General features: G+C 68.8%; 10 protein-coding genes and 3 tRNA genes. 6 read left to right on the top strand and 7 right to left on the bottom strand.

Annotation, left to right across the window (positions count from 1 at the left end; all coding sequences use genetic code 11):
- Positions 1–205 precede the first annotated feature (205 nt).
- The 5 genes from OG734_RS33565 to OG734_RS33545 all read right to left on the bottom strand — a co-directional run bounded on the left by OG734_RS33565 (position 206) and on the right by OG734_RS33545 (position 1659).
- The gene (locus OG734_RS33565; RefSeq protein WP_330291175.1) at positions 206–544 is read right to left on the bottom strand and encodes a helix-turn-helix domain-containing protein; all 339 of its coding nucleotides are present in this window, start codon (positions 542–544) and stop codon (positions 206–208) included.
- Entirely contained in the window at positions 541–783 is a 243-nt protein-coding gene (locus OG734_RS33560; RefSeq protein ID WP_443064969.1) for a type II toxin-antitoxin system RelE/ParE family toxin, read from the bottom strand. Before OG734_RS33560 ends, OG734_RS33565 begins: the two co-directional genes overlap by 4 nt.
- A gap of 483 nt (positions 784–1266) precedes the next feature.
- Positions 1267–1340 (bottom strand) — tRNA-Ile (locus OG734_RS33555).
- Positions 1341–1507: 167 nt separating this feature from the next.
- Positions 1508–1580: transfer RNA gene (locus OG734_RS33550), tRNA-Asn, on the bottom strand.
- A 6-nt stretch (positions 1581–1586) separates the two neighbouring features.
- A tRNA-Asn gene (locus tag OG734_RS33545) sits at positions 1587–1659 on the bottom strand.
- Positions 1660–1847: 188 nt separating this feature from the next.
- Here OG734_RS33545 and OG734_RS33540 point away from each other — a divergent pair.
- From OG734_RS33540 to OG734_RS33525, 4 genes are all read left to right on the top strand, one after another.
- On the top strand, positions 1848–2153 hold the full coding sequence (locus tag OG734_RS33540; RefSeq protein WP_330291174.1) for a YtxH domain-containing protein: 306 nt from the start codon (positions 1848–1850) through the stop codon (positions 2151–2153).
- Positions 2154–2282: 129 nt separating this feature from the next.
- Positions 2283–3743, top strand: a complete 1461-nt coding sequence (locus OG734_RS33535; RefSeq protein ID WP_330293889.1) for an FGGY family carbohydrate kinase — start codon at positions 2283–2285, stop codon at positions 3741–3743.
- Between the two features lie 183 nt (positions 3744–3926).
- Positions 3927–5660, top strand: coding sequence for an ABC transporter ATP-binding protein (locus tag OG734_RS33530; protein WP_330291173.1), 1734 nt, complete (start codon positions 3927–3929; stop codon positions 5658–5660).
- Positions 5660–7594, top strand: coding sequence for an ABC transporter ATP-binding protein (locus OG734_RS33525; protein WP_330291172.1), 1935 nt, complete (start codon positions 5660–5662; stop codon positions 7592–7594). Before OG734_RS33530 ends, OG734_RS33525 begins: the two co-directional genes overlap by 1 nt.
- Before the next feature lie 136 nt (positions 7595–7730).
- Here the strand turns inward: OG734_RS33525 and OG734_RS33520 are convergent, their stop codons facing one another.
- A complete protein-coding gene (locus OG734_RS33520) occupies positions 7731–9119 on the bottom strand; it encodes an RNA polymerase sigma factor (RefSeq protein WP_330291171.1) in 1389 nt (462 codons plus the stop codon).
- Between the two features lie 165 nt (positions 9120–9284).
- Between OG734_RS33520 and OG734_RS33515 the strand changes: the two genes are divergently transcribed.
- Entirely contained in the window at positions 9285–9962 is a 678-nt protein-coding gene (locus OG734_RS33515) for a hypothetical protein (protein ID WP_330291170.1), read from the top strand.
- A complete protein-coding gene (locus OG734_RS33510; protein ID WP_330291169.1) occupies positions 9959–10951 on the top strand; it encodes a nucleotidyl transferase AbiEii/AbiGii toxin family protein in 993 nt (330 codons plus the stop codon). The genes OG734_RS33515 and OG734_RS33510 overlap by 4 nt, the downstream gene beginning before the upstream one ends.
- Before the next feature lie 28 nt (positions 10952–10979).
- Here the strand turns inward: OG734_RS33510 and dnaG are convergent, their stop codons facing one another.
- Positions 10980–12893: a DNA primase gene (gene dnaG / locus OG734_RS33505; protein WP_330291168.1), complete on the bottom strand. Its 1914-nt coding sequence runs from the start codon at positions 12891–12893 to the stop codon at positions 10980–10982.
- Positions 12894–12912 lie beyond the last annotated feature (19 nt).

Genomic DNA, 12912 nt, shown 5'->3' with positions numbered 1-12912 from the left:
CCTCCCCTCCTGGGACCGGCTGGTGCACACGGTCAACACGGAGGGTGACGCCCATGAAACTTCGGCCAAGCCACGGAGCACCCGGGGCCCTGTTCGCCACTGTCATGCCCCTGGCCGACAATCACACGGGGCTTCATCCCTGACGTCAAGACGCGAGCTTGTCCACCGGACCGCTCATCCACCTGGGTCGCAGCGCGTCGACGGGTCAGCCGAGTACGTAGCTCTCATCGCCGAAGTCAGCGACGATCTTCAATTTGCCGCCGAGCGCCTTGACGTAGGCGGCGAGGGTGTCGACCTCGCTGTGCTCCAGTTGGCCCTTCTCGATGCGCGAGACGCGGGCCTGGGTGACACCCATGGCTTCGGCAACCTGGACCTGCGTGGTGTGCTGCCGCTTCCGCAACTCGGCGAGGCGGTGCACACGGGAGGCCAGGACCATCACCTGCGCCCCCTTCCGAATCTGATCCTTTTCGGCATCGGTGAAGGCGAAATCCTCGGCCAGGTCTCCCCAGGAGACAGCCCGCGGGTCCTTGAGGTGATCAGTCATCGTGCCCCGTCCTCTCCATCGATTCGCTTCAGATGCTCCGCGTACGCCTGCTCCGCCTGGGACGCCGCGACGCGGTACCAGCCGGACCAGTTACCCGCCTTGTCACCACCGACCAGGATCACGGCCTGGCGGTCCGAGTCGAACACGAACAACAACCGCACCTCCGTCGCCCCGGCCGAGCCGGGACGAAGCTCCTTGAGGTTCGACAGCACCGAGCCCTTGATCGTATCCACCAGCACGCGGCACGACGGGAGTGCTCCAGAGCACTTGGTTCGCGGGCGCGCCCGGGAAGCGGTCACCGTCGTCGTGGGGCGAGTAACCCGTCGGGGCGGTTTCCTCTTGGGGCAGTTTCCCCCCGCCCCTGGACGTCATCACAGATCGAGCGACGTGAGCTCGGCAGTGTCTCCACAGTGCGATGGCAGCCCCTGCCGCGCAACGGGCAAACGGGACAACGAATCGCCCCGTAGACACCGTCACCTGGACACGACCGCGCCGCCCCGGCCCCTGTACGGCCCCTGGGTTTTATCATCGGCATCAAGGCAGCCGCCCGGCCCCCGAGCGACAGCCTCGATCATCTACTCCGCCGCAGGTCAGACGGGTTGGAGCGTCCTCGACCACCACCGCACCCCAAACCCACGAGCAGCGGATTTACTCCGTTCAGGCAAAGTTGACGATCCGCCACCCAAAAATGAACGTTTCCGCAGGTCAGAAGCCTGCACAAGTGGGGCGGGTGGGACTCGAACCCACGGCCGACGGATTATGAGTCCGCTGCTCTAACCGGCTGAGCTACCGCCCCATTACGGCGCGTCGCGCACATTTGTGCGCGCCGTCTGCCGCAGCATAGCCGCTCATACGATCTCCTGCTTCGGATGGTCGACTTCGCATGACCATGAGGACCTCGGTGCGGCTCGCACGGTTCCCCGGGGCATGAAAAAGGACCCCAACGGGGTCCTCGTTCAAGCGCTCTCCCGACTGGACTCGAACCAGTAACCTGCCGGTTAACAGCCGGCTGCTCTGCCAATTGAGCTACGGAAGATCGAAGCTCCCCCGACTGGACTCGAACCAGTAACCTGCCGGTTAACAGCCGGCTGCTCTGCCAATTGAGCTACGGAGGATTGCCTCGTTTGCATCGAACGTACCTCCCTGGGTATTCGCCAGGGGGCGTGCGGTCGCTGCGACACATACATTAGCGCAAGCAGGGGGGTGCTCCGCCAATCGGTTCGCCGCACCCCCGCCCGACACGCACCTCCAGTCACTCCTCAGTCACTCCTCACTCGACACTCGTCTAGGAAAGGTGGCCGTCATGCGCTACCGGCTCACGTTCGTCGCCGGACTGGCCCTGGGTTACGTGCTGGGCACACGGGCCGGGCGCGAGCGCTACGAACAGTTGAAGAAGTCCGGCCAACGGATCGCGCAGAACCCAGCCGTCCGCAACACCGCCGAGTCGGCCGCGCTGCAGGGGCGCGAGTTCGCCGGCAAGGCGTTCCACACCGTGAGCGAGAAGGTCGGTGACCGGGTGCCCGACTCCGTGGCCGACCGGGTACGTTCCCTGCGTGAGCGCAACGGCGCGGGGGGTGGCGGGGACGACTGGGGCACCAGTAACACCTGAGCTAGCGGGTGTTGGCATGACCACATCTGCGGTCCCCGCACGCCGCTGGGCACCGACAACGTGCAGGTCGTGCCCAACGGATTGCCGACCCGGCGCGTTCACCTCTCCGCGTACGGCAGAATTTTCGCCATGGGGATAGTCGCCGGGTTGGACAGTTCGCCCGATTTCACTCGTATCGTCGTCTGCGACGCGGACACAGGGTCCGTGCTGCGGCAGGGCTATGCGCCGCATCCGGTGGAAGGCCCCGAGGGTGGAGGCGGCGGGCGGCCCTCGGATGTCGATCCGCAGGCCTGGCTGCTCTCCCTCGGTGAGGCGGCCGGCGGCGGGCTGCTCGAAGGTGTGCAGGCCATCGGGGTGTCCGCGCAGCAGAACGCGCTCGTGCCGGTCGACGCGCAGGGCAACACCGTACGACCGGCGATGGTCGGCGGGGACAAGCGGGCGCAGGTCGCGGCCGCCGATCTGATCGACGCGCTCGGCGGGCGTGAGGCGTGGGCGCAGGCCGTGGGGTGTGTGCCGCAGGCCGGGCAGCCGGTGACCAAGCTGCGGTGGCTGGCGAGGAACGAGCCGGACGCGGCGCAGCGGACCGCCGTGCTGATGCAGGCGCACGACTGGCTGGTGTGGCAGTTGCTCGGGCGGCCGGTGCGCCGGACAACCGATCGGGGTGGGGCTTCCGGGACCGGGTACTGGTCGGCCGCCATGGGGACCTATCGCGGTGATCTCGTCGAGCTCGCGCTCGGGCGCCAGGCGATGCTGCCCGAGGTGCTCGGCCCTTCCGACGCCGCCGGTACGACGCCCGAGGGGCTGCTCATCTCCGCGGGGACCGGGGAGACCATGGCCGCCGCCTTCGGGCTCGGGCTGGGGCTCGGGGACGTCGTGGTGTCGCTCGGGGCCTCGGGGTCCGTGATGGCCGTACATCCCGAGGCGCTCTTCGACTCGTCCGGGATGATCACCTCGCTGGCCGATGCGACCGGGCTGCACCTGCCCGTCGTCACGACGCTGAACGCCGTACGGACGCTGCGTGGGACGGCTGAGCTGCTCGGTCTCACTGATCTGGAGAGCTTGTCCGACCTCGCCATGAAATCGACCCCGGGCGCGCATGGGCTGGTCATGCTGCCCTATCTGGAGGGTGAGCGGACGCCCAGCCTGCCGCACACCGCCGGGACGCTCGCCGGGCTGCGGCGGGAGTCCATGAAGGCCGAGCATCTGGCGCGGGCCGCCTTCGAGGGGATGCTGTGCGGGCTCGCCGACGCGCTGGACGTGCTGCGGGGGCGGGGGGTCGACGTACAGCGCGTCTTCCTGCTCGGGTCCGCCGCCGAGCTGCCCGCCGTGCAGGCCGCGGCGCCGCCGCTGTTCGGGGCGCAGGTCGTCGTACCGCAGCCCGCCGACTACGCGGCCATCGGGGCCGCGCGGCAGGCCGCCTGGGCGCTCGGGGTGTCGCAGGGCACGCTCGACCCGCGTACCCCGCCGGCCTGGCAGGGCGCCGCCGCGCAGGTGCTGGAGCCCGGTGAGGAGCTGGCGGTGGGGCAGGCGGTGCGGCAGCAGTACGTGTCCGTGCGGGAGCAGACTCATCCCGGGGCATTTCGTAGCTGATGCGTAGTTGATGTGTAGTTGATGCGCAGCCGAGGGGCCTGGGGCGTCCCTCGCGCTGCCGGGTTCTTCGTCCGCTGTTGGATTAATCGGTTGAAGTAACACGGGTGGAGTGTCGGACGATGGGTGCGTGGGGCACTCCCCATCGTCCGTCACGGACAAACCGCCGACTCCGAGAGATTCAGCGTGCTCATACGACTTCTGCGCACTTATCTGAGGCCCTACAAGAAACCCATCGGTCTGCTGGTGCTGCTCCAGCTCCTGCAGACCTGCGCCACCCTCTATCTGCCCACGCTCAACGCGGACATCATCGACAAGGGCGTGGTGAAGGGCGACACCGGCTACATCCTGCTCTTCGGTGCCGTGATGATCGGCATCTCGCTGGTACAGGTCGTCTGCAACATCGGTGCCGTGTACTACGGCGCCCGTACGGCGTCGGCGCTCGGCCGGGACGTACGCGCCGCCGTCTTCGACCGCGTGCAGTCGTTCTCGGCGCGCGAGGTCGGGCAGTTCGGCGCGCCCTCGCTGATCACCCGTACGACCAATGACGTCCAGCAGGTGCAGATGCTCGCGCTGATGACGTTCACGCTGATGGTGTCGGCGCCGATCATGTGCGTGGGCGGCATCGTGCTCGCGCTGGGGCTGGATGTGCCGCTGTCGGGCGTGCTGATCGCCGTCGTGCCGGTGCTGGGCATCTGTGTGACGTTGATCGTGCGGCGGCTGCGGCCGCTGTTCCGGACGATGCAGGTACGGCTCGACACGGTCAACCGGGTGCTGCGCGAGCAGATCACCGGCAACCGGGTGATTCGCGCCTTTGTGCGCGACCAGTACGAGAAGGACCGGTTCGGGAAGGCGAACCACGAGCTGACCGAGGTGTCGCTGGGCACCGGGCGGCTGCTCGCACTGATGTTCCCGATCGTCATGACGGTCGTCAATATCTCGTCGATCGCCGTGGTGTGGTTCGGCGCTCATCGCATCGACAGCGGCGGTATGGAGATCGGCGCGCTGACCGCGTTCCTCGCCTATCTGATGCAGATCGTCATGTCCGTGATGATGGCCACCTTCATGTTCATGATGGTGCCGCGCGCGGAGGTGTGCGCCGAGCGCATCGAGGAGGTCCTCGGTACGTCGTCGAGCGTCGTACCACCGACCGCTCCCGTGACGGAGCTGCGGCGGCACGGGCATCTGGAGGTCCGGGGCGCCGGGTTCCGCTATCCGGGCGCCGAGGAGCCGGTGCTGAGGGCCGTCGACCTGGTGGCCCGGCCCGGTGAGGTGACCGCGGTGATCGGGTCCACGGGCAGTGGGAAGTCGACGCTGCTGGGGCTCGTACCGCGACTGTTCGACGCGACGGACGGGGAGGTGCTCGTCGACGGCGTGGACGTCGCCACCGTAGAGCCGAAGTTGCTGGCCAGGACGGTGGGGCTGGTGCCGCAGAAGCCGTATCTGTTCGCGGGGACCGTGGCGAGCAATCTGCGGTACGGGAATCCGGACGCCACGGACGAGGAGCTCTGGCGCGCTCTGGAGGTTGCTCAGGGCAAGGGGTTCGTCGAGCGGCTGGAGGGCGGGCTCGACGCGCCGATCGCGCAGGGCGGGACGAATGTGTCGGGCGGTCAGCGGCAGCGGCTCGCGATCGCGCGGACGCTCGTCCAGCGGCCCGAGATCTACCTCTTCGACGACTCCTTCTCCGCGCTCGACTACGCCACGGACGCGGCCCTGCGGACGGCGCTCGCGCGTGAGACCGCCGAGGCGACCGTCGTGATCGTCGCCCAGCGCGTGTCCACGATCAGGGACGCCGACCGGATCATCGTCCTCGACGAGGGCAGGGTCGTCGGCACCGGCAGCCACCATGAACTGATGGCGGACAACCAGACCTACCGGGAGATCGTCCTCTCCCAGCTCACGGAAGCGGAGGCTGCCTGATGGCCGGGCCCATGGGGCGCATGATGGCCGGAGGCGGCCCCGACCAGCACTCGCTGGACTTCAAGGAGTCCGGCAAACGGCTCCTCTCCCAGTTCAGGCCCGAACGGGCCACGATGTACGTGATGCTGCTCGCGGTGTTCGTGAGCGTGAGCCTGTCGGTGGTGGGCCCGAAGATCCTGGGGCGGGCGACCGACCTGGTCTTCTCCGGCATCATCGGACGACAGTTCGAGAGCGGTGCCTCGAAGGCCGAGGTCCTCGCCGCCATGCGCAGGCAAGGCCGCAACGGCATGGCCGACATGCTCTCCGGTACGGACTTCACGCCGGGCAAGGGGATCGACTTCGACGCGGTGGGCGAGGTGCTGGGGCTCGCTCTGGTGGTGTTCGTGTTCGCCGGGCTGCTGATGCTGGTGGCCACGCGGCTGGTGAACCGGGCGGTCAACCGGACCGTGTACCGGATGCGCGAGGACCTGCAGGCGAAGCTGTCGCGGCTGCCGCTGTCGTACTTCGACAAGCGGCAGCGGGGTGAGGTCCTGTCCCGCGCGACGAACGACATCGACAACATCGGGCAGACGCTCCAGCAGTCGATGGGGCAGCTCATCAACTCGCTGCTCACGATCATCGGCGTGCTGGCGATGATGTTCTGGGTGTCCTGGCTGCTGGCGCTGGTCGCGCTGGTGACCGTACCGCTGTCGTTCTACATCGCCACGCGCGTCGGCAAGCGGTCGCAGCCGCACTTCGTGCAGCAGTGGCGGACCACCGGCAAGCTGAACGCCCACATCGAGGAGATGTACACCGGGCACAATCTCGTGAAGGTGTTCGGGCGGCAGGACGAGTCGGCGCAGCAGTTCGCCGAGCAGAACGACGCGCTGTACGAGGCCGGGTTCAAGGCCCAGTTCAACAGCGGGATCATGCAGCCGCTGATGATGTTCGTATCGAACATCAACTACGTGCTGGTGGCCGTGGTGGGCGGGCTGCGGGTCGCTTCGGGTGCGCTGTCGATCGGTGACGTGCAGGCCTTCATCCAGTACTCGCGTCAGTTCTCGATGCCGCTGACGCAGGTCGCGTCGATGGCGAACCTGGTGCAGTCGGGTGTGGCTTCGGCCGAGCGGATCTTCGAACTGCTGGACGCGGAGGAGCAGCAGGCCGATCCGGTGCCCGGCGTACGGCCCGAGGAACTGCGGGGGCTGGTCTCTCTGGAGCACGTGTCGTTCCGGTACGAGCCGGAGAAGCCGCTGATCGAGGATCTGTCGCTGGCGGTGGAGCCGGGTCACACGGTCGCGATCGTCGGGCCCACCGGGGCCGGTAAAACGACCCTGGTGAATCTGCTGATGCGGTTCTACGAGGTTTCCGGGGGCCGGATCACTCTGGACGGGGTGGACATCGCGTCCATGTCCCGGGACGAACTCCGGGGCGGGATCGGGATGGTGCTCCAGGACACCTGGCTGTTCGGCGGGTCCATCGCGGAGAACATCGCGTACGGGGCCGCGGGTGAGCGTGAGGTGACGCGCGGGGAGATCGAGGAGGCGGCGCGGGCCGCGCACGCGGACCGTTTCATCCGTACGTTGCCGGACGGGTACGACACCGTGATCGACGACGAGGGGACGGGGGTGAGCGCGGGTGAGAAGCAGCTCATCACCATCGCGCGGGCGTTCCTGTCCGATCCGGTGATCCTGGTGCTGGACGAGGCGACGAGTTCCGTGGACACACGGACGGAGGTTCTCATCCAGAAGGCGATGGCCAAACTGGCGCACGGGCGGACGTCGTTCGTGATCGCGCATCGGCTGTCGACGATTCGGGACGCGGACACGATTCTGGTGATGGAGAACGGGGCGATCGTGGAACAGGGGGCGCACGAGGAGCTGTTGGGGGCGGACGGGGCTTATGCGCGGTTGTACAAGGCGCAGTTCGCGGAGGCGGTGGCTGAGGTGGAGTGAGTTCGCCCCCGCCGCCCCTGCCCGTCCCATCACTGGGGGCTGCCGTCCCCAGACCCCCGCTTCGGCCCTGAAGGGGCCTCGTCCTCAAACGCCGGACGGGCTGAAAACAGCCCGTCCGGCGTTTGGGAGCGGGGTCTCAGTCCAAGTAGCCCCGCAGTTGGTCCGCGAAGGCGTGGTCCCTCAGTTTGTTCAGGGTCTTGGACTCGATCTGGCGGATGCGTTCCCGTGTGACGCCGAAGATGCGGCCGATCTCCTCCAGCGTGCGGGGCCGTCCGTCCGCCAGGCCGTAACGCAGTTGGACGACCTTGCGTTCCCGCTCCCCCAGCGTCGACAGGACCGCCTCCAGGTGTTCCCTCAGCAGCAGGAACGCCGCCGACTCGACCGGCGATGTCGCGTCCCCGTCCTCGATGAGGTCGCCCAGCGCCACATCGTCCTCCTCGCCCACCGGCGCGTGCAGCGACACGGGCTCCTGGGCCAGGCGCAGCACCTCGCTGACCCGCTCGGGCAGGAGGTCCAGGTGGGCGGCGACCTCTTCGGGGGTCGGCTCGTAGCCGCGCTCCTGGAGCATCCGGCGCTGGACGCGGACGACCCGGTTGATCAGCTCGACCACGTGTACGGGGACGCGGATCGTACGGGCCTGGTCGGCGAGGGCGCGGGACATGGCCTGGCGGATCCACCAGGTCGCGTACGTCGAGAACTTGTAGCCGCGCGCGTAGTCGAACTTCTCGACGGCGCGGATCAGGCCCAGGTTTCCCTCCTGGACGAGGTCGAGCATCGTCAGGCCACGGCCCACGTACCGCTTCGCCACCGACACCACCAGGCGCAGGTTCGCCTCGATCAGGCGGCGCTTGGCCATACGGCCCATGACGACCAACTTGTCCAGATCCAGGGCCAGTTGACTGTCCAGGTCGGAGGCGAGTCGCAGTTTCTCCTCGGCGAACAGGCCGGCCTCGACCCGGCGGGCGAGTTCGACCTCCTCGGCGGCGGTGAGCAGCGGGATACGGCCGATCTCGCGCAGATACTGGCGGAACAGGTCGGAGGAGGGCCCGCTGGTGTCGGCGCGGGCGGGGGCCCGGCGCCGTGCGACCGGCTCAATGGACTCCACGGGCTCGATGGGTTCGAGGGGCTCGATGGGTTCGATGAGCTCGACCGGTTCCGTCGTCTCGACCGCGTCCGCCGTGGGTTCGTCCCGTTCGGGCGGGCTGTCGGCCTCGGCCGTCTCGGGGTGGTGCGCTGCGCGACTCTGTGGAGGCACGGCCGCGATGACCTCGGGGGCGTCGGTGACGTCCGAGGGATCGGTCTCTGCGTCGGGCTCCGTCACGGCGGTACTGCTGTCCGTCTGGGTGAGGGTCTGGGTCTGCACGGGGGCGGCCTCCAGGATGATCGCTGCTGAGGCGTACGGCAGCGGTACTCGGGGGGCGGAGTGGGCGGCCTCACCGCTGTCCGTCCCGTACGCGTTGAGCGGAACCGCGGGGGTGTCGGACCCGTTGGGGACGGGTCGGCCGCGCTCCGAGGACTCAGGCACCGGAACCCAGTGTGGAGTACGACACATCGCCGCCACGAGGGGCGTGCGACGACTTTTTGGGCCCGGTCCGTGACCACGTGGTTACCGTCGCGTCAAACCCGGGTGCTTGTTCGGGGTCCGACCTGGCACGATCGGCGCGTGTCCGGTTCCCTCTGCTCAACTCACGTGTACGAAACGCATATCACCGTTCTCTGTGGAACCTCCGCGGAGGCGGAACGGCTGGGCCGCTGGGCGACCGCGGCCGGGCTCAAGTTGACGCACATCGTCCTCGCCCGCGGTCGGATGCCGGCCCAGCCGATGCTCACTCTGACGGGCTCTCCGTCGTACGCCGACGAGTCGGCTCGGGCGCGGGAAGTCTCGGCGCGGCTGCGGGCGGACGGGTTCGAGCCGGTGCGCGTCAAGATCGAGTCGTCGCCGTGGGCCGCCGAGGTGCCGCGTGAACCATGCGCGGACGAACGGTACTTCGAGCACCACGTGAAGCTGCGGCTGCCCGTGGACGCGGATCTCGACGCCCTGGCGGTACGGGTCGTCCCGTACGGCGCGCATCTGTCGTGGAACGCCCGTCGGGTGGCGCGGGGCGGCCGGTGGACCGAGCGGTTCGTGACGCAGCGATGCCGGGGCGTGGACGCGGCAGGGGCGGGAAGGGCGCTGGAGCAGCTGCTGACGGAACTGCGCGGGCACGAAGCGGCTGGGGCCGAAGCAGGCGGGGCCGAAGCAGTCCGGGTCGAAGTAATCGACGTGGAGCGGGAGTTCGTGCTGTACGACAGTGACCTGTCCGTCGATGACGGCTGGATCGAGGAGAGCGGAGGCGCGGTCGTGGCGGCGTCGGAGGTGCGGGGATGAGCAACAACTGGACGTGGCGGGAACGGGTGTGGGCAGGGCTCGACGCACCCAAGGACGGCCTGGACGACAGGACCCGGGAGACTCAGGGGCTGCCCCTGACGCTGCGTACCGTGCCGGGTAGGGACGTGGTGCAGCGGCTGGTCTTCGAACCTGCGCTGAAGCAGCACCACAACGCCTACCGCGCTGCCGACCCGGGCTTCGCCGACCCGGCCCGGGGTGAGGCCTGGCGGGTCGCGCGGCGCCGGGCGCTGGAGTTGGTGCTCGACGCGATCGCCGGGTCCGAGTGGGCACAGGCGCTGGTGCTGCGCGGGAGCGTGCTGATGGCGGCGTGGTTCGGCGAGGCCGCCCGGGAGCCCGGTGACCTGGACTTCGTCGTCGTACCGGACACCTTTGCGATCACGGACGCACGTGCGGGCCGGATGCTCGCCGGAATCGCGGCGGCGGCCGAGGCCGACGGCAACAGCGAGGTGGGGTTCTCCGCGCGCGACGCGGTGATCGAGGACATCTGGACCTACGACCGGGTGCCGGGCCGCCGTATGGTGCTGCCCTGGTCCGCGCCAGGGCTGCCCGGGGGCCATGTGCAGCTCGACTTCGTCTTCAACGAGCGGCTGGCCGAGCCGCCGGTGCCGGTGGAGCTGCCGGGCGGCACGTTGGTGTGGGCGGCGACGCCCGCGCTGTCGCTGGCCTGGAAACTGATGTGGCTGATCAACGACATGTACGCACAGGGCAAGGACCTGTACGACGCCGTGCTCCTGGCCGAGCGGTATCCGCTCCCCCACGAGCTGCTGCACGAGGTGTTCCGGCTCTCCGGCGAGTGGCCCCACGCCGAACGCGAGCACATCCTGCTGGCTGACGTGGTGCAGGCGGTGGGGTACGTCGAGTGGGATCACTTCGTCGTGGAGTACCCGCAACTCGCGGACAGGGAGCGGGAGTTCGTGGACCGGTTGGTACGCGCGGTGACGCCGGCGTTCGACGGGGAGAGGCTCTGAGGCCTCGCTGGGATCCCGGGCGCGGTCCTCAGAGCGCCGCCGCGCCCCGTTCCCGCAGTGCCTGGTCGTACTGCTGGAGTACCCACAGTTCGTTCTGTACGGCGGCCAGTTGGGCCGGGTCGCCTTGGGTGGCCAGGCGGGTGTGGGTTACCTGGACCTCCTGGATGCGGCGTTCCACCGCTCGGCGGCGCACCATGACCAACTGGTCGCTCGCGTACACGTCGTCGACCGTTCTGCGCATGATCGCCTCGACCGCCAGCTCGGTCACCATGGAGCGGACCGTGTTGTCCGGGGCGACCTCACGGACGCGGACCAGGTACTCCTGGGGGTCCTGGACGCCGTACTCCGCGCCGCCCGCTTCCATGATCGCCTGGCGGACCGCCGCGTAGGGGGTGGCCGTGAACTCGTCGATGCCGTAGGCGTCGAAGGCCGGGGAGACCAGGTCGGGGCGCTGGAGGGCGAGTTTGAGGAGTTCGCGTTCGGTGGCGTAGACCGGGTTGCGGAGATTCAGGGCTGGGCCCGAGGGGTTGTTCGCTCGCGTCGTGGTCGACTCGTACCCCTGGGGCCGGCCCTGTTGGCCGGTGGGGGCCGGGCCCTTGCCGCCGCGGTCGCGGGCCCAACGGGCCAGCTGGCCCACCCTCTTGACGACGAACTGGGTGTCCAGGATGCCGAGCATGCCGGCGAGCTGTACGGCCACCTCGTGCTGGGCGCCGCTGTTCTTGATGCGGGCCACGATCGGGGCCGCCTCGTCCAGCGCCGCGGCGCGGCCCGCCGGGGTTTCGAGGTCGTAGCGGGCGGCGATCTGGCGCAGGGCGAACTCGAAGAGGGGGGTGCGGGGTTCGGCGAGGTCGGCGACGGCCTGGTCGCCCTTCGCGAGGCGCAGATCGCAGGGGTCCATGCCGTCGGGCGCGATCGCGATGTAGGTCTCGGCGGCGAACTTCTGGTCGTCCTCGAAGGCGCGCAGCGCGGCCTTCTGGCCGGCCGCGTCGCCGTCGAAGGTGAAGATCACGCGGGCCGAGCCGTTGTCCATCAGCAGCCGGCGGAGGATCTTGATGTGGTCGGTGCCGAAAGCCGTGCCGCACGTCGCGATGGCGGTGGTGACCCCGGCGAGGTGGCAGGCCATGACGTCCGTGTAGCCCTCGACGACGACCGCGCGGCTCGCCTTCGCGATGTCCTTCTTGGCGAGGTCGATGCCGTACAGGACCTGGGATTTCCGGTAGATCGCCGTGTCGGGTGTGTTCAGGTACTTGGGGCCCGTGTCCGCCTCGTAGAGCTTTCGCGCGCCGAAGCCGACGACCTCGCCGCCGATGTCGCGGATCGGCCACATCAGGCGGCCCCGGAAGCGGTCGATGGGGCCGCGGCGGCCTTCCTGGGCGATACCGGACAGCAGGAGTTCCTTGTCCGAGAAGCCCTTGCCGCGGAGGTAGCGGGTGAGGTGGTCCCAGCCCTGGGGGCTGTAGCCGACGGAGAAGTGTTCGGCGGCCGACTGGTCGAAGCCTCGTTCCGCGAGGAACTTGCGGCCCGCGTCCGCCTCGGAGCTGGTGGCCAGCTGCTCCGCGTACCACTGTGCGGCGATCTTGTGGGCCTCGACCAGGCGAATGCGCTCGCCGCGCTGGTTGGCCGGGTTGTAGCCGCCCTCCTCGTACCGCAGGGTGATGCCGGCCTGGCCGGCCAGGCGCTCGACCACCTCGGAGAAGGAGAGGTGGTCGACCTTCATCACGAACGTGATGGTGTCGCCGCCTTCCTGGCAGCCGAAGCAGTGGAACAGTCCCTTGCTCGGGCTGACCTGGAAGGACGGTGACTTCTCGTCGTGGAAGGGGCACAGGCCCTTGAGGTTGCCGCCCCCCGCGTTGCGCAACTGGAGGTACTCGGACACGACGGCGTCGATCGGGACCGCGTCCCGAACCGCCTTCACGTCCTCGTCGTTGATCCTTCCGGCCACGCAGTGATTCTACGGGGGT

This window comes from Streptomyces sp. NBC_00576 (genome assembly GCF_036345175.1).
GTDB lineage: Bacteria > Actinomycetota > Actinomycetes > Streptomycetales > Streptomycetaceae > Streptomyces.
Note: the sequence above shows the minus strand (reverse complement) of the source record. Positions and strands in the feature narration are given on the sequence as shown.